This window comes from Pontivivens ytuae, from assembly GCF_015679265.1.
In the GTDB taxonomy this organism is placed as follows: domain Bacteria; phylum Pseudomonadota; class Alphaproteobacteria; order Rhodobacterales; family Rhodobacteraceae; genus Pontivivens; species Pontivivens ytuae.
The window spans coordinates 3,745,732-3,759,075 of the sequence record NZ_CP064942.1; the positions used below are offsets into that span (position 1 = coordinate 3,745,732).

Here is a 13,344-nt window from a genome sequence, read left to right on the forward strand (position 1 = left end):
GGCCGATCGGGCGCCTCGCAAGACCCCGAAAAATGAACGGCAGATGAACGTGGCCCGGTCGCGCGGAGGGCTCCGCCCCCCGGCGCGCCTTGTATCGCCGCGCGCGCATCGGTAGACGGAACCGAGCCGCGACAAGGGAGAAGCGCATGAGGGCATTCGTGTTTCCGGGCCAGGGCGCCCAGACCGTGGGCATGGGCAAGGCGCTGGCCGACGCCTATCCGGCAGCACAGGCGGTCTTCGACGAGGTGGACGAGGCCCTGGGCGAGAAGCTCTCCGCCCTCATCTGGGACGGCCCGATCGAGGACCTGACGCTCACCGCGAACGCGCAGCCCGCGCTGATGGCGACGTCCATCGCGGCGATGCGCGCGCTGGAGGCCGAGGGCGTCGCGATCACCGATGCGGAGTTCGTGGCGGGCCACTCGCTGGGCGAGTACTCGGCACTCTGCGCCGCGGGGGCGTTGAGCCTGTCCGACACCGCGCGGTTGCTGCGCACGCGGGGCGAGGCGATGCAATCCGCCGTCCCGGTGGGCGTCGGCGCGATGGCGGCCCTGCTGGGTCTCGATTTCGAGACGGCGCAGGCCGTTGCCAAGGAAGCGGCCGAGGGCGAGGTCTGCCAGGCCGCCAACGACAACGATCCGACGCAGGTCGTCGTCTCCGGCCACAAGGGCGCCGTCGAGCGGGCCGTCGAGATCGCGAAGGAGAAGGGCGCGAAGCGTGCCGTGATGCTCCCCGTTTCCGCCCCTTTCCACTGCGCGCTGATGCAACCCGCGGCCGATGCGATGGCCGAGGCGCTCAGCCATGTCGACATCGAGCCGCCCGAGGTGAAGGTCGTGGCCAACGTGATCGCCCGCTGCGAGACCCAGCCGCACCAGATCCGCTCGCTGCTGGTCGACCAGGTCACGGGCTCGGTCCGCTGGCGCGAGAGCGTGGAATACATGGCGAAGGAGGGCGTGACGGAGGTCTACGAGGTCGGCGCGGGCAAGGCGCTGTCGGGCATGATCCGGCGCATCGAGCGCTCCATCGCCTGCACGCCCGTCGGCACGCCGGAGGAGGCCGTGGCCGCCGCACAGAAGATCAAGGGAGAGGCATGATGTTCGATCTGACAGGCAAGACCGCGCTGATCACCGGCGCATCGGGCGGCATCGGCGGGGCGATCGCCACCGCACTGCACGGCGCGGGCGCGACGGTGGGGCTCAGCGGCACGCGCGAAGCGCCGCTCAAGGAGCTCGCCGGGACGCTCGGCGAGCGGGCGCATGTGCTGCCCTGCAACCTCTCCGACCCCGAGGCGGTCGAGGCGCTGCCCAAGCAGGCGGCGGAGGCGATGGGCGGCCTCGACATCCTCGTCAACAATGCCGGGATCACGGCCGACAACATCTTCATGCGCATGTCCGACGAGGAATGGCAGAAGGTACTCGACATCAACCTCACCGCCACAATGCGCCTGTGCCGTGCGGTGATGCGGCCGATGATGAAGGCGCGCTGGGGCCGCATCGTCAACATCACCTCCGTGGTGGGTGTCACCGGCAATCCGGGGCAGGCGAACTACGCGGCCTCCAAGGCCGGGATGATCGGTTTCACCAAGTCCGTGGCCGCCGAGGTCGCGAGCCGCGGCATCACCGCGAACTGCGTCGCCCCGGGCTTCATCGAGACGGCGATGACCGACAAGCTCAACGACAAGCAGAAGGAGGGGATCCTCGGCGCGATTCCCGCAGGGCGCATGGGCTCGGGCGAGGAGATCGCCTCCGCCGTGCTCTATCTCGCGAGTGCGGAGGCCGGCTACATCACCGGGCAAACCCTGCATGTGAACGGCGGAATGGCCATGATCTAAGCGCTTCGGGCGCAGGCGCCGAAAGCGTTTGCGCCCGCGGACCGGTGTGCTATAGCGCGCCGCACGAACGGGCCGGTGGCATTGCCGAGAGGTCAAATTGCCGCTAGGGCATAATGAGAAACGCGTCCGGGCTCTCCGGGCCTGACAGGACGGGGCGCACGCCCCCGGCCACATCGAAACGAGGAAGAGACATATGAGCGACATCGCGGATCGCGTGAAGAAGATCGTCGTCGAGCATCTGAGCGTCGAAGAGGAGAAGGTGAGCGAGAACGCCTCCTTCATCGACGACCTGGGGGCGGACAGCCTCGACACCGTCGAGCTGGTCATGGCCTTCGAGGAAGAGTTCGGCATCGAGATCCCGGACGACGCTGCCGAGAACATCCAGACCGTCGGCGACGCGGTGAAGTTCATCAAGGAAAACCAGTAAGCGCCTGCGCTCACTGCGGTTTTCAAAGGGCGGTCCCTAGGGGCCGCCCTTTTTCGTTTCGGCCTTGGTGCGCGGGGCGGGCCTGCGCATTCGCATTGGACTGGCGAGGGCGGTGGCGGGCGCAGGTCGCCCGTTCAGGTGTGGTGGTCGCGCCTCATCTGACGCCCGGCGCGGCGGGATGCGGCCCCGTGAGGTACCCCGTGTCGGGCCGATCCGATGGTACCAGGGTCGTTGCGGCATCCGGCACCGCGCCGGCGCCGAAGCTGCGGGACACGAGCCAACGCCACGTGCTCTCCCGCTCGGTGAAGTTGCAATCAGCTAAAGTCGGAACTCGATGATAAGGCATACTGTCTTCTGCTCAGTTATGGGTGAGTCGTGAGCTAAGCGATTAACCTCGGTCTTCAAAATAAATTTTTCGGCCTCTTGGGAAAACAGGGCGTTGGCTTTGAAATTCTATTATGACGCGTATTAAGCATTCTTTATTCGCGTGCGTTGAAGTTAACTTGTATTGATGGCCTTGAGAACGTTCGAAAGATCGTCGCCTGCGAGGTGCATTGTCCCGAATTGCTGCGCGCGCGGGCGGTCGCGATGGCAAGACGCGGTGCCCCCGACGCCAAGCTGTGCGAACTCCCGTAAGCCGGGCGTGCGCCGGTCCGTGGGGAGGCGCTCTTTCGTCAGAGCGGTTTGATTTATCCCGGCAAGACCCGCTGGACCGTCGATCTTCTCCCAACCTCGCAATGCGCCAGCCCGGCGGGACGGGCCGGCGCTCGCCCGGCGCCTTCGGCTTGATTCCGGGCGAGGTGGTGCAGGGTGATGACCGTTCCGCGATGCTCGCATGCGGGCCCGCCCTTGCCGCCCCCCGCCGGGTGCCGCTATATGCCGTGCCAAGAAACGATGCGAGGAGAGCAGTATGCGGCGTGTGGTTGTGACCGGGCTGGGGATGGTGTCTCCGCTCGCCTCCGGCGTGGAGGAAACGTGGGCGCGCATCCTCGATGGCCGGTCCGGGGCCGGGCCGATCACGCGGTTCGATGCGGAGCATCTCGCGACCCGCATCGCCTGCGAAGTGCCGCGCGGCGACGGCTCGGACGGGACCTTCAACCCCGATGACTGGCTGGAGGTGAAGGAACAGCGCAAGATCGACGACTTCATCATCTACTCCATCGCGGCCGCCGAGATGGCGTGCAGGGACGCCGACTGGCTGCCCGAGAAGGAGGAGGACCGGATCCGGACCGGGGTGATGATCGGCTCCGGCATCGGGGGCATCGACTCGATCCAGCAGACCTCCTACGTGCTGCGGGACAAGGGACCGCGCCGGGTGTCGCCCTTCTTCATTCCGGGCTCGCTGATCAACCTGACCTCGGGCCAGGTCTCGATCCGGTTCGGGTTCAAGGGGCCGAACCACTCGATCGTGACGGCCTGTTCGACAGGGGCGCATGCCATTGGCGATGCGGGCCGTCTCATCGCGCTCGGCGATGCGGAGGTGATGGTCGCGGGCGGGGCGGAGAGTGCCATCTGCGAGCTCGGCATCGTCGGCTTCAACGCGTGCAAGGCGCTCTCGACGCGCAACGACGAGCCTGAGAAAGCCTCGCGCCCCTACGATGCGGAGCGCGACGGCTTCGTGATGGGCGAAGGCGCGGGCGTCGTGGTGCTGGAGGAGTACGAGCACGCCAAGGCGCGCGGTGCGAAGATCTATGCCGAGCTGGTGGGCTATGGCCTGTCGGGCGATGCCTACCACATCACCGCGCCCTCCGAGGATGGCGACGGGGCCTTCCGCTCGATGAGTGCCGCGCTGAAGCGGGCGGGGCTGGAGCCCGGTGACGTGGATTACATCAACGCGCACGGCACCTCGACCATGGCCGACACGATCGAGCTGGGCGCCGTGGAGCGGTTGATGGGCAACGCGGCGGGGAAGGCGACGATGTCGTCGACCAAATCCTCCGTCGGGCACCTGCTGGGGGCTGCGGGGGCGGTGGAGGCGATCTTCTCCATCCTCGCGATCCGCGATCAGGTGGCCCCGCCGACGATCAACCTCGACAACCCGGCGGTGGAGACGCCGCTGGACCTCGCGCCGAACGCGAAGCGGGAGCGGGAGATCAACGTGGCCCTCTCCAACAGCTTCGGCTTCGGCGGCACCAATGCTTCGGTGATCTTCCAGAAGGTCTGATCCATGCGCTCGATCCTTTCCAACCTGCTCACGCTGATGATCGTGGGGCTCTGCATTCTGGCCGGGGCCGTGTTCTGGGGCCAACGGGAGTTCACGCAACCCGGACCGCTGACGCAGGCGACCGTCATCACGGTGGAACGGGGCGCGACGCTGAACGGGGTCGCGCGGGTGCTGGAGGACGCCGGGGCGATCTCCAACACCGACGTGTTCCGGCTGGGCGCGCGGTATACGGAGACGGATCGCGGTCTGCGCTTCGGCGAGTACGAGATCCCGGCGGGTGCCTCGATGGAGGAGATCCTGGAGCTGCTGAACTCCGGCCGTTCGATCCTCTACCAGGTCACGATCCCCGAGGGCTGGACGAGTTGGCAGGCGGTGCAGCGGATCAACGAGAACGAGCTCCTGGTCGGTGAGATCACGGAGATGCCGCCGGAGGGCTCGCTCGCGCCCAACACCTACTCGATCGAGCGGGGGATGGAGCGGCAGGCGCTGGTCGACCTGATGATGGAGGCGCAGGCCGAGATCGTGGCCGAGGCGTGGGAGAACCGGGCCGAGGGTCTGCCGCTGGAAAGCCCCGAGGAGCTCCTGATCCTCGCCTCCATCGTGGAGAAGGAAACCGGCGTTTCGGCGGAGCGGGAGCAGGTGGCGAGCGTCTTCGTCAACCGGATCAACCGCGGCATGCGGCTGCAGACGGACCCGACGGTGATCTACGGCATCACGCTGGGCGAGGGGACGCTGGGGCGCGGGCTGCGGCGTAGCGAGCTCGATGCCGAGACGCCCTACAACACCTATGTGATTCCCGGGCTGCCTCCGACGCCGATCGCGAATCCGGGCCGTGCCTCCATCGAGGCGACGGCGAACCCGGCGGAGACCGACTACTTCTTCTTCGTCGCGGACGGGACAGGCGGGCACGCATTTTCCGTGACTTATGAAGAGCATAACCGCAATGTGGCGCGCTGGCGGGCCATCGAGCGGCAGCGGTCGGAGAGCCAGTAGGCGATTTTCCGCTTGACTTTGCGAACGGTCTTCGGCACAAAACATTCAAGCTGATAGAAGTGTGCAAGCGGCAGGGGAAACCCGGGCCGCTTTTTTTATTTCTCTCCAGCGATACGGAAACCTTTCATTCATGTCTGACGATACCGACGCCGCACGGGTGAGGCTCGCCGCGCGCGCCGAAGCCGCGCGCGTTCTGTACGACAGCCTGACGCGGGCCCTGACCGGGCGCATCCAGTTCCTCGAAGGCGGAACGGTGGACAGCGCCCAGGCCAAGGATGTCGCGTCCGAGCTGACCCAGCACCGCAAGGCGCTGCTCGCCCTGATCGAAAACGAGGTGAAACTCGATGGAAGCCCAGCAGACGGCGCAGCAGCGCCTCTCGATCTCGATGCCGCACGGGATGAACTTCGTGCGCGAATTCTTAAGCTCCGCAACCGACGCGGAGATCGAGGAGCTGCTGGCGGGGCTCAGTGACAACGCGGTGCGTTCGCTGAGCTACCTGTTCGAGCTCTGGGCGCTGGAGGGACATCAGCTCGCCCCAGAAGGCGACTGGTCGACCTGGGTCTGCATGGGCGGCCGCGGCGCGGGCAAGACGCGGGCGGGCTCCGAATGGATCCGCACGCTAGTCGAGGGGGCGACGCCCGAGGCCGAGGGCGCGTACCGGCGCATCGCGCTGGTGGGCGAGACCTACGATCAGGCGCGCGACGTCATGGTGCTGGGCGAGAGCGGGATCATCGCGTGCTCGCCGCCGGACCGGAAGCCCAAGTGGATCTCCTCGCGCCGGACGCTGGTCTGGCCGAACGGGGCGGAGGCGCAGGTGTTCTCGGCCTCCGACCCGCAGGCGCTGCGCGGGCCGCAGTTTGACGCGGCCTGGTGCGACGAGTTCGGCTGCCCGGCCATCGACAAGGGGACGAACCAGCCGAACGTGTTCCTCGACGAGAAGTCGAGCGAGAATGCGCTACCCCATTTCTCGACCGGGGCGCGGGATGATTTCATCCAGTATCGCTATCTCGATGCCGTCCTGAGCTACTGGGCCGATGACGGGCGCAATCCGATTTCCGAGATCTATGACGGGCCGATGCTGCGGCTGGATCGCTGCCATGTCTGGGCCTGGGACACGCGGCCGTGGCCGGAATCTCCGAACCGGCTGAGCCTGTGGTCGGATGGGGTGAATTACGGGCGGGGGCACTGGATCTCCGGCCGGTTGGAGATGGCGACGCTCGCCGATGTCACCGAGGAGGTCTGCGCGCGCTCCGGCGTGACGGAGGTCGACGTGTCAGGCCTGCATGGCGGAGTCGGGGGCATGGAGATGCGGGATGGGCAGTCGGCCCGCTCGGGGCTTCAGCCGCTGATGCTGGCTTTCGGGTTCGACGCGGTGGAGCGGGACGGAGAGCTCGTCTTCATTACGCGCACAGGGCATGAGACGGCGGATCTGCGGTCGGCGGATCTCGCGCTGGTCGACGAGGAGGGCGCCGGGCCGGTGCTGAGCCGCGGGGCCGAGGGCGAGCAGCCCGACCGCGTGCGCCTGCGCTACATCCAGATGGACCACGATTACCAGCGCGGGGCGGCCGAGGCGCTCGACAGTTTCGCGCCGCCGATGCGGGCCGAGACCTCCGAGGTGCCGCTGGCGCTCCATACCGGGCAGGCACAGGGCATCGCGGAGCGGCTCCTCGACGAGGGCCGGATCGCGCGGGACGGGGCGAAGCTGTCGCTGCCGCCCTCGCAGATCGGGCTGGAGCCGGGGGACGTGGTGCGGCTCGATGCTGGGCTCTTCCGCCTCGATCGGATCGAGGAGGCGGGGGCAAGGGGGCTGGAGGCGACGCGGGTCGACCCGGCGGTCTACGTGCCGGCCTACCATCCGGGGCACCTGTTCGACGGGCCTGGACCGCATGAGATCGGGCCGGTGCTGTTCGAGCTGATGGACCTGCCCTTGCTCAACGGCGACGAGGTGGAGCATGCGCCTTACCTTGCCGCGACGTCGGAGCCGTGGCCGGGGGCTGCGGCGGTCTACATCTCGTCGAGTTCCAGCGGGTTCGAGCTGGCGGCTCAGGTGACGCGGCCTGCGGTGATGGGCACGCTGGTCACGCCGCTCGCGGCTGCTCCTGCGGCGCGGTGGAGTGCGGGCTGCGAGATCGAGCTCGTCACCGGCGAGCTGGAGGCGCGGTCGGGTGCGGATGTGCTCGACGGAGCCAATGCGGCGGCGCTGCGCAACGGGGCGGGGGACTGGGAGGTGATCCAGTTCCGCGACGCGACGCTGGTCGGGCCGGATCGCTGGCGGATTGGCGGGCTGCTGCGCGGGCAGGCGGGGACGGAGTTCGTGATCCCGCCGAATTGGGAGGTGGGCACGCGCTTCGTCCTGCTCGACGACGCGGCGGAGCAGATCGACCTGCCGCTGTCTGCGCGCGGGCTGGAGCGTCAGCTTCGCGTCGGTCCCGCCTCGCGTCCCGTCGATGATGAGAGCTATGCCGCGGTGACGGAGGTCTTCGAGGGTGTGGGCCTGCGACCCTACGCGCCGGTGCATCTGCGGGCGCGCCGGACGGGGGGCGACCTGGAGGTGCGCTGGATCCGGCGGACCCGGGTCGACGGCGACCTCTGGACGGCGGGCGACGTGCCCCTCTCCGAAGAGCGGGAGGCGTATCTCCTGGAGCTCGTGAAGGACGGCGCGGTGGTGCTGTCGCGTGAGGTCGTCGCGCCCTTGACCGTACTCGCAGCGGCGGATCTGCCGTCCGCTCCCTTCGACATCACCGTTTCCCAGATCTCGGCCCGGTTCGGGCCTGGAGCCCAGCAAAGGATGACCTGGAATGACTGAGACCGCGAAACTCGGCCTGCCGCTCGTTCAGGCCGCACAGGCACAAAAGCACGTCACGGTGAACGAGGCGCTGGCCCGGGTCGATGCGATGACCCAGCTTCGGCTCGTGACCGTTATGCGCCCGACGCCGCCGGTGGCGCCCGCGGATGGCGATTGCCACGCGGTGCCCGCCGGGGCGACCGGCGATTGGGCCGGCGAGGACGGGCGTGTCGCGGTGGCGAGCGCGGGCCTCTGGTCCTTCGTGACGCCGCAGATGGGCTGGCGCGCCTGGGATGTCGCGGGGCAGGCGGCGCTTACCCATGACGGGGTGGATTGGCGACGTGACGAGGCCGCGGTGTCAGCGGGTGGTGCCGCAACGCTGCTGCGCGTGGTCGAGGTCGATCACGTGATCGGCGCGGGCGAGGCGGTGAGCACCGTTGCGGGTATTATCCCCGGTCCGTCGCAGGTGGTGGGTGTCACCGGACGCGTGATCTCCCCCATCAGCGGGGCGGGTCTGACAGGTTGGCGGCTGGGCGTCTCCGGCTCCGACAACCGCTATGGCTCGTCGCTCGGGTTGGGGCTGAACTCCTACGCTCTCGGCTTCACCGGGCAGCCGATCACCTACTGGTCGGCGACGGACCTGATCCTGACACCGGAGGGGGGCGCGAGCTTCGACGGCGGCACGGTGCGGCTGGCGGTTCACCTAACGGAACTGTTGCCGCCCGCTGCCGTCTGAGGGCGGCGCCATGGCAGACGCCGCTTGATTTCCGCGCGCGAAGGGTCGATGTCAGATGGACTGCCCTGCGAAAGGAGATCGTCGCCATGGCGCAGCCATCCGTTTCTGCATCCGTCACCGGCATCGATCCGGTCTGGTCCCAGATCACCGAGGAAGCGCACAAGATGTGCGTGGACGAGCCGCGCCTGGCCGGCCTCGTCCATGCCAGCGTGCTGACGCGCCGCAACTTCGAGGATGCGCTGTCCTACCGGCTGGGCCAGAAGCTCGCCTCCGGTGAGATGACCGAAGGGCTGGTGCGGGAGATCTTTGCCGAGGCGCATGCCGCCGATCCGAAGCTGGGTCGCGCGGCGCGGGCAGATGCGGTGGCGGTCTACGAGCGCGATCCGGCCTGCCACCGGTTGATCCAGCCGCTGATGTTCTTCAAGGGGTTCCAGGCGTTGCAGGCCTACCGCATCGCCCGGCGGCTCTGGGAGCAGGGGCGCTGCGACATGGCGTACTTCCTGCAGATGCGCACGTCCGAGGTCTTCGGCGTCGACATCCATCCGGGTGCGCGCGTCGGGCAGGGGATCATGATCGACCACGCCCATTCTGTGGTGATCGGCGAAACGGCGGTGGTGGGCGACAACGTCTCCATGCTGCATTCGGTGACGCTGGGCGGGACCGGCAAGGAGGATGGCGACCGCCATCCCAAGATCGGCGACGGTGTGCTGATCGGGGCCGGGGCCGCGGTGCTCGGCAACATCACCGTGGGCCATTGCAGCCGGATCGCGGCGGGCTCCGTCGTGCTGGAGCCGGTGCCGCCCTGCAAGACGGTTGCCGGCGTTCCGGCGCGGATCGTGGGCGAGGCCGGATGCGATCAGCCGGCGCAGTCGATGAACCACCTTCTGGAATACGACGCGTGATCGTCACGGTTTCGTGATTGATGTTGGGCGCGGGTCGGTGAACACTGGCCCGGCCCCTCAATCGATTGCGAGACACAGATGACACGCCTTTCCCCGACGCTTTGCCTTGCTCCGCTCCTGCTGGCCGCTCCGGCCGCGGCGGAGGTAACGCCGCAGGACGTGCTAGCGCACCTCCTTCTCCAGTTCGAGACGGCCGGCGAGGCGAGCTACGACACGGTGGAGCGGGCGGACGGTGGCATCACGCTGTCGGGCTTGTCGATCGACGTGGCCGAGGCTGACGTGTCGATGGAGATGCCGGGCCTCGTCTTCGAGATCATGCCGATCGATGACCCCGACTACGATGTCGAGGTCCTGATCCCGGAGGCGACGACCTTCACCATTTCCGTTCCGGACTACGACACGCCGCTCGAGATGACGATGCTGACCCGCGGCCTGCGCCAGGTCTTCGGCGGGGAGCCGGAGGCCATCGTGGCGCTGGCCGAGGCGGATGGTGTCGATCTGTCCTTCGTGTTCGAAGATGAGTTCGATGCGGATCTCGAGAGTATCGCGGTCACCTTCTCCATCAACGAAATGCGGTCGCTGACGGCGTATGGCGGCGTTCTGGGGCCGCACGATTTCGAGTTCAGTGCCGGTCAGATCGGTATGAAGCAGAACATGTCGGGCGGCGAAGATACGGTGAGCTTCGATCTCAACTACACCGGCGCGTCGGCGACCGGTGTGGTCGGTGGGCCGATGCTGCTCGCCACCAGCCAGACGCTGACCGGGGACGATGAGCTTCAGCTCGATATGACCGCCGAGGGCTCGCGCACGCTCGTCAACGGGGCGATGGACGGGACCGAGTGGCGGCTCGACATGTCGGGCGGTGCGACGGAACTCGCGGTGGCAATCAGTGAGGGCATGTTTTCCTATGGTGGCCGGTCCGACGACACCCGGATGAAGTTTGCGTCCCGCGGGCTGCCGGTGCCGCCGATCGACGCGACGCTGTCGTCTGTCGAAGCGGAGATGGTGTTTCCCTTCATCGAAGGTGAGACCGCGTCGGATGCCGGGCTGCGGCTTCGGCTTGATGAGCTCGATGTGGCCGGGCACCTCTGGGATCTCTTCGATCCGCAGGGCGTGATTGCCCGGGAGCCGCTGAGCTTCGTCGTTGATGTGGACAGCAAGCTCACCATGACGGCCAACATGTTCGATCCCGAGCAGATGGACATGGCCGAGCCGCCGCAGATGGAGAGTGCGTCGGTCAACGAGTTGCGGCTCACCCTGGCCGGGGCCGCGGTGGAGGCGGCGGGAGACTTCCGCTTCGATCCCGTCACGCAGGTGCCCGTCGGTTCGCTGGATGTCGAGGCGATCGGGATCAACACGCTTCTGGAGAACCTCACCCAGATCGGGCTGCTCGGCCCGGATCAGGTGATGCCCGCGCGGATGATGCTGGGTCTCTTCGCAGTGCCGGGCAATGCGCCGGATACCTACACCTCGCGGATCGAGGCGCTGGAGGACGGCCGGGTTCTCGCGAACGGCATGCCGCTCGAGTGACATGAAAAAGGCCGGGCAAACGCCCGGCCTTTCTTGCTTTTCAGGGGTTTGTCAGGCAAGCATGCCGATCGGATCTTCGAGGTTCGCCTTGATCGCAGCCAAGAACTCAGCCCCCAGCGCGCCATCGATGACCCGGTGATCGACGCTGAGCGTCACGCTCATCACGGTCGCCGTTGTCAGCTCGCCATCCTCCCCGACGATCGGTTTCTTCAGCCCCGCACCGACCGCGAGGATCGAGGCGTGCGGCGGGTTGATGACGGCGTCGAAGTTCTCGATCCCCATCATGCCGAGATTGGAGATCGCGAAGCTGCCGCCCTGGTATTCGTGAGGTGCGAGCTTGCGGTCGCGGGCGCGGGTGGCAAGGTCCTTCATCTCCGTCGACAATGTGCTCAGCGTCTTGGTGTCCGCGTCGCGCAGCACCGGGGTGAAGAGGCCACCCTCGATGGCGACGGCCACCGCGACGTCGGACGGCTTCAGCTTTAGGATCCGGTCGCCGGCCCAGACCGCGTTGCAGTCCGGAACCTCCTGCAGGGCATTCGCGCAGGCCTTGATGATGAAGTCGTTGACCGAGAGCTTCACGCCCTTCGCCTCCAGCCCCTTGTTGAGCTGGGAGCGGAATTTCAGCAGCGCGTCGAGATGGATGTCGCGGCGCAGGTAGAAATGCGGGACCGTCTGCTTGGCTTCGGAGAGGCGGGCGGCGATGGTCTTGCGCATCCCGTCGAGCTTCATCTCCTCCACTTCGCGGTCGGCATACATCTTGGCGACCGTGTCGTAGGCCATGCCCTGCGCCGGTGCAGCGGCTGCGGCCGCCTGCGGGGCAGGGGCGTCGGCCTTCGCCGGGGCGGCGGCCTGCGGCTGCGCATTCTCCACATCCGCCTTCACGACGCGTCCCTTGGGACCGGAGCCCTTGATCTGCGCGAGGTCGAGGCCCTTGTCCTTCGCGATCCGGCGCGCGAGCGGCGAGGCGAAGACACGCTCGCCATCCGCGCGGCTGGGCGCCGGAGCCGCACCGCCCGCATCAGCCGGAGCGGCGTGGTCGAGGCCGTTGCCGCGGCCATGGCCCTTGGCGGGTTCGGTCGCCTCCGACGCCTCGGCCGGGGCCACATTGCTGGACGGCGTCGGCTCGGCCGGAGCCGGCGCACTGCCGATATCGTCGGCGCTTTCCCCGTCCTCCAGCAGCACGGCGATCGGGTCGTTGACCTTCACGCCTTCGGTTCCCTCGGGCACGATGATCTTGCCGATCTTGCCTTCGTCGACCGCCTCGAACTCCATCGTCGCCTTGTCGGTCTCGATCTCCGCGATCACGTCGCCGGAGGAGACCTCGTCCCCCTCCTTCACGTTCCATTTCGCGAGTGTGCCCTCCTCCATCGTGGGGGAGAGGGCGGGCATCAGGATGTTGATCGGCATAGCTTTTCCCCGCTAGTCTTTTGTGTCGTCGCCACTTCCGGCAGCAGTGTCGCTGCCGGGACGTGTGGCCGGGTTGCTTGTGGTCGAAGTGCTTGATTGTGTTTCGTTGCCGCGTTGAACGCGTCGGTGCAGGCCCGTGAACACCTCCGAAGTGAAGAGGCCTGACAGAAAAGACACGATGATGATGCCGGCAGGTGATGGAGACAGGTCCGCCAGCGAAGCGTCGTTGCCGAAGATCAGCAGCTCTAGCAGACCGAGTTCTACAAGAAAAAAGCCGAAGATGCCGAACATACCGCCCGTGCCCAAGCGACCGTAGATCGCTTGGAGCTTCTCGTTTTCCTGTTCTTCCGCATTTATCGTGTCGTCGAATGTGACCCGCGCCAACGCGCCAAGAGATCCTACGATGTAGGTGAGCATGATCGCGAACAGCGTGTCCTCCACATAACTCACGAGGCGCATGCCCGTTGTATCGTTCGAGTCTACCGGAGCAGATTGGATCCAGCCCGCAAACTCAACGAAAAGCCAGATCAGGAAGAAGAAAAGTACGCTCATGCCATAGAACAGCATGATG

Annotated in this window: 12 protein-coding genes; 10 read left to right on the forward strand and 2 right to left on the reverse strand. The window is 67.1% G+C overall.

Annotated features, from left to right (window positions below; translation table 11 throughout):
- Positions 1–146 precede the first annotated feature (146 nt).
- The 10 genes from fabD to I0K15_RS18675 all read left to right on the forward strand — a co-directional run bounded on the left by fabD (position 147) and on the right by I0K15_RS18675 (position 11,366).
- Positions 147–1,091 carry an ACP S-malonyltransferase gene (gene fabD, locus I0K15_RS18635; protein ID WP_196102978.1) on the forward strand — a complete coding sequence of 315 codons (945 nt, stop codon included), beginning with the start codon at positions 147–149 and terminating at the stop codon, positions 1,089–1,091.
- Positions 1,091–1,828 carry a 3-oxoacyl-[acyl-carrier-protein] reductase gene (gene fabG / locus I0K15_RS18640; protein WP_196102979.1) on the forward strand — a complete coding sequence of 246 codons (738 nt, stop codon included), beginning with the start codon at positions 1,091–1,093 and terminating at the stop codon, positions 1,826–1,828. The genes fabD and fabG overlap by 1 nt, the downstream gene beginning before the upstream one ends.
- Positions 1,829–2,021: 193 nt before the next feature.
- A complete protein-coding gene (locus tag I0K15_RS18645) occupies positions 2,022–2,255 on the forward strand; it encodes an acyl carrier protein (protein ID WP_196102980.1) in 234 nt (77 codons plus the stop codon).
- 910 nt (positions 2,256–3,165) lie between these two features.
- Positions 3,166–4,419: a beta-ketoacyl-ACP synthase II gene (gene fabF / locus I0K15_RS18650; protein ID WP_196102981.1), complete on the forward strand. Its 1,254-nt coding sequence runs from the start codon at positions 3,166–3,168 to the stop codon at positions 4,417–4,419.
- A 3-nt stretch (positions 4,420–4,422) separates the two neighbouring features.
- A complete protein-coding gene (gene mltG / locus I0K15_RS18655; protein WP_196102982.1) occupies positions 4,423–5,412 on the forward strand; it encodes an endolytic transglycosylase MltG in 990 nt (329 codons plus the stop codon).
- Positions 5,413–5,542: 130 nt separating this feature from the next.
- A complete protein-coding gene (locus I0K15_RS21125) occupies positions 5,543–5,884 on the forward strand; it encodes a hypothetical protein (protein ID WP_230374182.1) in 342 nt (113 codons plus the stop codon).
- Between the two features lie 94 nt (positions 5,885–5,978).
- Positions 5,979–8,219, forward strand: a complete 2,241-nt coding sequence (locus I0K15_RS18660; protein ID WP_230374416.1) for a phage tail protein — start codon at positions 5,979–5,981, stop codon at positions 8,217–8,219.
- Positions 8,212–8,934 carry a DUF2793 domain-containing protein gene (locus tag I0K15_RS18665; RefSeq protein ID WP_196102984.1) on the forward strand — a complete coding sequence of 241 codons (723 nt, stop codon included), beginning with the start codon at positions 8,212–8,214 and terminating at the stop codon, positions 8,932–8,934. The genes I0K15_RS18660 and I0K15_RS18665 overlap by 8 nt, the downstream gene beginning before the upstream one ends.
- Positions 8,935–9,020: 86 nt before the next feature.
- The gene (cysE, locus tag I0K15_RS18670) at positions 9,021–9,836 is read left to right on the forward strand and encodes a serine O-acetyltransferase (RefSeq protein ID WP_196102985.1); all 816 of its coding nucleotides are present in this window, start codon (positions 9,021–9,023) and stop codon (positions 9,834–9,836) included.
- A gap of 78 nt (positions 9,837–9,914) precedes the next feature.
- Complete coding sequence (locus tag I0K15_RS18675) at positions 9,915–11,366, forward strand: DUF2125 domain-containing protein (protein WP_196102986.1); 1,452 nt, start codon at positions 9,915–9,917, stop codon at positions 11,364–11,366.
- Between the two features lie 51 nt (positions 11,367–11,417).
- Here the strand turns inward: I0K15_RS18675 and I0K15_RS18680 are convergent, their stop codons facing one another.
- On the reverse strand, positions 11,418–12,773 hold the full coding sequence (locus tag I0K15_RS18680) for a pyruvate dehydrogenase complex dihydrolipoamide acetyltransferase (protein WP_196102987.1): 1,356 nt from the start codon (positions 12,771–12,773) through the stop codon (positions 11,418–11,420).
- Positions 12,774–12,785: 12 nt separating this feature from the next.
- Entirely contained in the window at positions 12,786–13,340 is a 555-nt protein-coding gene (locus tag I0K15_RS18685) for a hypothetical protein (RefSeq protein WP_230374183.1), read from the reverse strand.
- Positions 13,341–13,344: the final 4 nt, after the last annotated feature.